The organism is Streptomyces sp. AcH 505 (genome assembly GCF_000818175.1).
In the GTDB taxonomy this organism is placed as follows: Bacteria; Actinomycetota; Actinomycetes; order Streptomycetales; family Streptomycetaceae; genus Streptomyces.
In genome coordinates this window covers 1,440,365-1,447,173 of record NZ_JTIY01000002.1, presented here as the reverse complement: position 1 = coordinate 1,447,173, position 6,809 = coordinate 1,440,365, and the positions used below count along the sequence as shown (strand labels likewise).

At 67.8% G+C, this 6,809-nt stretch carries 4 protein-coding genes; all 4 read right to left on the bottom strand.

Translation table 11 applies throughout. The features are described from left to right. Positions 1-17 precede the first annotated feature (17 nt). The 4 genes from HY68_RS36355 to HY68_RS36340 all read right to left on the bottom strand — a co-directional run bounded on the left by HY68_RS36355 (position 18) and on the right by HY68_RS36340 (position 6,804). Positions 18-3,134 carry an RHS repeat-associated core domain-containing protein gene (locus HY68_RS36355; protein ID WP_347560681.1) on the bottom strand — a complete coding sequence of 1,039 codons (3,117 nt, stop codon included), beginning with the start codon at positions 3,132-3,134 and terminating at the stop codon, positions 18-20. A gap of 841 nt (positions 3,135-3,975) precedes the next feature. Then, complete coding sequence (locus tag HY68_RS36350; protein ID WP_042000167.1) at positions 3,976-4,185, bottom strand: hypothetical protein; 210 nt, start codon at positions 4,183-4,185, stop codon at positions 3,976-3,978. 676 nt (positions 4,186-4,861) lie between these two features. Further along, positions 4,862-6,334 (bottom strand): UvrD-helicase domain-containing protein, encoded by a 1,473-nt coding sequence (locus HY68_RS36345; protein ID WP_241778885.1) that lies wholly within the window; start codon positions 6,332-6,334, stop codon positions 4,862-4,864. Next, positions 6,328-6,804: a hypothetical protein gene (locus tag HY68_RS36340; protein WP_052457507.1), complete on the bottom strand. Its 477-nt coding sequence runs from the start codon at positions 6,802-6,804 to the stop codon at positions 6,328-6,330. Before HY68_RS36340 ends, HY68_RS36345 begins: the two co-directional genes overlap by 7 nt. Between the last annotated feature and the right edge of the window lie 5 nt (positions 6,805-6,809).

Sequence of the window (6,809 nt, the reverse complement as noted above, 5' to 3'; positions counted from 1 at the left end):
TATCTGAATGAGATTTTCTAGACCTTGGGAAGGGAGACTAGGACCCCTGCAGCCACTGCGCCGACCCCACCCCAAATTGCGCATGACTGGAAACTCTGGCCCACACTACTGCCGGAGTTCATTTCGCTGGCGAAAGCCCCAAGGCATCCTCCGGCGCCACCTCCTACGACGGGGCCGCCCAGGAGTGTCCCTACCACCAGTGCTGAACCACCGATAAGTGCAGCGCCGAAGTTTCCACCCAGACTGAAGAGACCCGTCGGATCCACTCCGTTGATGGGGTCGGCGGCGGCGTAGAGGTAGGGGTTGGTTTCCTGGCCCGAGGGGTCGGGCTGGGTGAAGCGGGCGAGGGTGGGGTCGTAGTAGCGGGCGCCCATCTTGTACAGCCCGGTCGGGTCGACGTAGGTGCCGGCGTACCGGTAGGGCTGGGGGGTGGATTCGGTGGGGGTGGTGCGGAGTGTGCCGGTGGGGCTGTAGGCGTACGTATGGGTGCGGGTTCCGGCGTCGTTGACGAGGCCGAGGACGTTCCCGGTCGCGTCGGTGAGGTAGTAGTAGCTGTTGCCGCCGGCTCGCATGGAGTTGAGGGTGCCCGCCGGTTCCCGGATGAATCCGGTGTCGGCGCCGCCGGTCGTCGTGCCGGTCATGCCGAGGGCGGTGGTGTGGAAGGCGGTGGTGCCGAGCTGGGTGCGCTCGCTGCTGTCCGTCCCGGCGTACTGGGCCGGGTAGGAGGTGCCACCCGTGGTCAGGGTCTTGAGCTGGTCGTAGTCCGTCCAGGTTTCCCCGGTGCGCGGGGTGGTGGAGGCGGCGGCGGTCTCGTTGCCGGCCTGGTCGTAGCTCCAGCCGGTGGTGGAGCCGTCCTTGGCGGTGAGTTCGGAGGCGTCGTTGTAGGTGTAGGTCGCGGCGGGGCAGGTCGTGGACGCTCCGCTGGTGGCGGAGAGCTGGTTGCCGGCCTTGTCGAAGCAGTACAGCCACGAGGCGAGGCGGGTTCCGGCGGTGTCGGTCTCCTTGGCGTAGGAGAGCCGGCTCTGGGAGTCGTAGGTGTAGCTGATGGTTTTGTTCGTGGCGTGGTCGATACGGGTGCGGATCTTCGTCCCGTCCGTCGCGGCGCCGGTGCCGTATCCGTAGGTGTAGCCCAGGTCGACCAGGGTGGTGCTGCCTGAGACGGCCTTGATGGCGGTGGGGCGGCTGGACTTGTCCAGGGTCACCGTCTGGGTGGTGCCGCCAGGGTAGGTGGTCTTGGTCCGCGCGTCGTTGTTGTCGTACGTGTAGTTGGTGGTCTTGTTCGCCGGGTCCTTCAGGGTGGTGAGGCGGCCCGCGTCGTCCCAGGTGTAGTCGGTCGTGCCGTTGGGGTCGCTCGCGTAGTCGAGGTCACCGCGCGGGGTGTAGGCCAGGACCGCCTCGGTGCCGTCCTGCAGGGTCCGCACGCTCTCGCGGTTGAGCGGGTCGTACTCCCAGGCCGTGGTGCCCGTGGGGTCGGTGCGCGAGGTCAGGTTGCCGTCCGCGTCGTAGGTGTAGCGGACGGTGGAGTTGGTCGAGGAGACCGTCTTGACCCGGTCGCGCTTGTCGTAGACGTAGACGCTCTGGATGCCGCGGCCGTCGGTGACCGTCTCCGGGCGCCCGAGCGCGTCGTAGGTGTAGGTGGTCTTGCCGAGCGGCGTGGGCGGGGTGACCTCCTTGAGGTTGCCCTTGGTGTCGTAGCTGAAGGACGTCGTCTTGCTGTTGGCGTCCTTGCTGGTGCACCGCTGGCCCTCGAAGCCGCCGCAGGTCGGCGAGGCCGGGTTGTACGTGGAGGAGCGGGTGGCACCGGCCGTGCCGGTGGAGGCGACGGAGAGAGTGTTGCCGCTCGTGTCGTAGGTGTAGTTGTCCTTCTCCCCGTCCGGGGAGGTGAAACTGCCCGGCAGATCAGCCCCGGCCACCGTCTGATATCCGGTCAGCGCGGAGGTCGCCCCGGTGGGGAGTTTCGCGGAGGACGGGTTGTTGCGGGCGTCCCAGCCGTAGGTGGTGACGTTGCCACCGGTACCGCCGCTGCCGGTGCCCATGGCGTCGCTGGCGGTCTGCACCAGGTGGTTCATGTAGCTGCTGGAGCGGATATGGCCCAGCGGGTCGGTGACCTTGGTGACCTCGTTGTCCGCGTTGTACGTGTACACGGTCTTGTCCCGGTCGGGATCAGTTTCCGTGGTGGTGCCCGCGTCCGAGGGGGTGGCGCCGGAGTAGTCGTAGGTCCACGTCGGACCGTAGCCGAAGCCGTCGGCGACGCGGCGCATCGAGGTGACGCGGCTGTCGCCGTCGTAGGTGAAGGTCGTCACCCGGCCTCCGGGCGTGGTGACCTTCGTGATCCGGTCGTTACTGTCGTAGGCGAAGGCGGTGGCTTTGCCGTCGGTGTCGGTCGACTTGACGAGGTTGCCGTCACCGCCGATCTCGTACACCTCGGTGCGCCCGGCACTGTCCGTGGCCCGCCAGTGCGTCGCGTCGCTCTTCACCAGGTCGATGCTGCGCCCGGATCGGGTCTCGACGGCCTTGAACCCCTGGTAGACGCCGCCCACTTCATGCTGGGTGATCGTCAGGGCACCGTGGTTGCGGTCGGTGATGCGGGTGAGGGTGCCGCCGGCGTCGAAGGTGTCCTTGGACCCGGACTTGCGATCCGTCAGGGTGAACGTGCCGTCGGTGTTCTTCTTCAGGTCCTTCGAGTACCCGGCCGGCGTCGTGTACGTACCCCCCGTGGCCAGCGGGAAGCGGATCGCGTCACCGGTGGTGTCGTAGAGGACGACCTCGTCGGAGCGCACGTCCGCGTACTCCTCGAAGCCCTGCAGCCAGCGCGGCGTCATCACCCCGTACGGCGCGTCCAGCGAGTTGTACGTCCGGGTCAGTTGCAGCTTCTGCCCCACCCCGGCGATGTCGAAGTCGGTCGCCGCGAGCATCAGGTTCCCGTCGGACAGATCAACCCGCGCCACCAGCGCATCACTCAGCCGCGTGTCGGAGAACTTGTGCCAGGGCACCTCCCCCTGACCCTCCGGCACATACTCCGACGTCGCCGGCGACACACCCGACCGGGAATTGCCGGCAGGAGCCTTGGTGAAACGTTCCTTCTGCGCGGCGCGCCACTGCTCCACCGCCGCCGACGGTGCCTCCTGAGCCACCGACGGGCCGGGAGTGTTACTGCCCGCCGGCACTACGGGCGGCTGGACGGGGTGATCGCTCTTGCCCCACCCCGACGACGCGGTCGCAGGGTGCGGGTCGGACGGCGCGGCCAGCGCCGGCAGCGCCGTCGCACCGAGCGCCGCCACCACCAGAGCGGCCAGAGTCGAGCGTCTTACACGAGTGCGGGCACGCCGAGACGGCGCGCCAAAGGCACGGGAGCCCATCAACTTCCCCCCAAGGAAGACCAGAACCAGCAGCCACACCGACCACCAGAAACCCACACACTGTCACGGAACCTTCACGGAAAACGCACCTCGTGCGCGATGTTCATCCGCGCACCGACCGGAATAAGCCCCACCGCGCCGCACAAAACCCCCTGGAATAGGTGCCGATGGCAACAGTTTCCCTACAGCACCAGGTCGAACGGTTATGCAAACTGGCCTGAAAACACCTCTGCCTCACAACTCACGCACGCCTCAGTACACCCAGAGGCAACCCGCCATTCATCACGTCGTGGCTTTGGACGCAGGGTCACTCAGTCAGTGATAACGAGCTGGTTGAGGTCGCCGCCGAGGTGGTCCCAGAAGCTCGGTCATCGGCGCCAGGTGCCACGCGTCGTCGTCGCATCGGCCACGGGCACGGCGCGCTTGGTCTCCAGCGAGACCCGCTCGCGCTCCTGACCGGTCGACTACTCACCGGCCGGCGCCACGAACCAGGTCGCGGTGTTCGTGCTCGTTCCGTCGCCCATCCGCACCTGGGGTCGCTGTCACTTTTGGGCAGGCCCCACCTCTTAGCGCGAGCAGAGCCGCAATCTGGGCTCACCCGAAGTACCACGTCGCCTCAGTGACTCGACTGGGTGATACCGGAAGCCAACTGCCCCAAGACGTTCACGATCCCCTCCCCCAGCCGTGTGGGCGCGATCAGTACACCGAGAGCCAGAACGATCACCACGGTCAGCTGCTCGTCTACCCGACTCCTGGCCTGCGTACGGCGCCGTAGACGCACAAAGACGATGACCGCCAGCAGCACCGCTACGTTGATAGTCAGCACCGACCTGTCCTCCCCGACCAGACGACCCCGTGAACGAGCAGCACTGCATACGCTCACCTCCCCTCCGGTGTAGCCAGCACCTCAGGGCCAGGGCAGCAGATCGGCGAACTGCGGCGGAAATCGCCCCCCGACCGGCTGGGAAGGCGCCATTGCGGATCGTCAGATCGCAGCTTGCTACTACGCGCTCCGGGTGGCGAGTTCAAGCAGGTACGTCGAGCCCGGGGCGCCCGGCACCCGCAGAAAGCGCACGAATGCGTCCAGCAGACCTTCGCCTGCCTCCGCCGGCCGGCTGCACACCGCCGCGGGGGCAAGCGCGGGGATCCCCACCTGGCCCTTCCCCCAACCGCAAGACCCGGGTGCGTGGCTACGGCGGCCGCTCAACCGCTGAAAGAACCCCGTACCGTCGCGTCGCCTTCGGCGACTGGCGTCGACGACAGAGAACGCAGCACTCACGGACAGCACGGCACCGGACAGTGACTACGTCACGCTGCAGGTCAAGGGCCGGGCGCCGCGCGACGTCCGCAGAACGGTCAGCTCGCCGAAGAAGCCCGACCGAACCTGTCTCATGTCCTGGCATCCGCTGACGTCGGGGAAGCTGGTTGGTTGCGCCGACGTGCGTCGGCACAACCAACCACCCAGATGCCATCAGCCCCAGGACGGGGAGTGGATCCCCTCATCACCCGCCTGCGGGGTTTCCGTCAGGGTGATCGTTGATCCAGTTGATGCCTTGGGTGTCGAGGCGGTGGCGGGCGCGGGTGACGGCGACGTAGGCGAGTCGTGCCTCGGTGTTCTCGACGGGTCCGGGTACCGGGCGGCCGGCGGGGTCGCGCTCGTCGGTGTCCTTGGGCGGGCTGAAGTCGTCGGCGATCTGCACGCTCGCCCATTCACGCCCTTTGGCTTTGTGCGCGGTGGAGACAGTGACCTCGGCACTGGTTTCGTCGGCGAGCTGGTCCACCGCGGCGAGAATACTGTCGGTGCCGTGCTGGTCGATCAGATCGACGAACGGCCGAAGATCCCCGCCAGCGGGGTCGTGTTCCGCGTAGTCCTGCAAGTCGCCCCAGGTAGGGAACAGGAGCAGTTCGGGATGCCAGGTGCGGCGTCCCTCCTGCAGGTCGCGGGCAGCGGTGGCCAGAGTGCGCAGGCTTCGCCCTCCCCCGGTCAGTGCCACCTTGCGGCCGTCGGCAAGGTGGTCCATGACGGCGCCTATGGCGCCGACGTTGGTCCGGCACAGCACCGCGTCCGGAAGGTCGACCGGTCCCAGTTCTGTGGGGATGGTGTCGGTGCCGGCCAGCCGCAGAGGTGCGCCGGCGATGCGCAGCCACCGGTTGGCTTCCTGGGCGAGGCGGGGGCCGAAGCGGAAGGACTGTGACAGGGACAGGGCGGTACCGTCGAAGCCGGTCATGACGTCGCGGGCGCCGCGCCATCCGTAGATGGCCTGGGCCGAGTCCCCGACCATCACCACCTGGGCGTGGGCGCGCTGGGCGAGGACGACCTGTTCGAGGACCGGATTGGTGTCCTGGGCTTCGTCGAGGAGGAGGAAGTCGGTGTCGATCCGCGGCTCGGACAAAGCCCAGATCTTGAGGTAGTGGTCGTGCTCGAAGCGCACGACCCCTTCCTCGGGATGCTGGAGATCTGCCCATGCCTTGCGTGCGAACGGCAGGACGGTCCGAGCCAGTTCGGCGTGGAGGTCTGGGTCTTCGAGGCCCCGCAGGCGCGGGACATGGTGGCGGGCCAGGCTGCGGTCAGCAGAGTTGCAGTAGTGGGCCACCGTGCGCAGGACAGCGTGGGACAGGGCGGTCTGCGAGACGTCCCGCTCGCCGATGCGGACGGCCCGGGCGATGCCCAGGGCCTGGCCAGTCCTCCAACCGGGCTGGCGGGGGCCGCCCAAGCGGCGGGCGTAGCGGTGGCCGGTGGCTGCGAAGGCCAGGGCGTGGGCGGTGGTGCAGCGCACCGTGGTCGGAAAGCGGGCGGCCGCGGTCCGTGCGAGGTCTTTGTTGTAGACGAGGTAGCGACCACGACGCCCCGTGCTGTGAGCGAGGAGGGCCAGGGTGCTGGTCTTTCCGGTACCGGCGCCGGCCTGCAGGGCCAAATGCCGTCCGTGACGGAAGGCGTCCGCGGCGTCAGCCTGTTCACCGGTGGGCCTCAGCATCCGGGCATCCCAGGAGCGGAGTTGAGCCTGCGGGCGGCCGCTGCCAGCAGCTGCTGAGGCGTATGCGTGGTCAGCACATGGTCGAGTGCCCTCTCGAGATGCCGGGTGTTCTCTCGATTGACCTGATCCGTAGCCCGGGTCACGGCGTCGCGGACATAGCTGGCGGGCGGTTGCCCGGCACGGGTCGCAGCGTCCTGGACAAAGGCGTACTCGGCGGGGGGGAAGGCCACGTTGAGCAGCACTCTTCCGGCGGCGTCGGGAAAGTGGGTGCTCAGCGTGTCGAGGGGCAACAAGGGCTCCAGAGCTCGGCGTGTCTGCTGTAGGGCGCGGTCAATGGTTTTAGCCCGGACCACGGCCAGCAACCGCGTGCGGTCATGGTTGGTTGCGAGCCGCAACACGTCGACCGTTTGGGCCAGTTCACGCCGGGTGACGGAGCGGGACAGGGTGATGTCGACAGCATGGCTGCGCATTCTCA

Excerpts from the sequence above, each read along its gene's own strand:
- HY68_RS36340 (WP_052457507.1), bottom strand. The coding sequence starts at position 6,804 with ATGCGCAGCCATGCTGTCGACATCACCCTGTCCCGCTCCGTCACCCGG.
- HY68_RS36345 (WP_241778885.1), bottom strand. The coding sequence starts at position 6,334 with ATGCTGAGGCCCACCGGTGAACAGGCTGACGCCGCGGACGCCTTCCGT.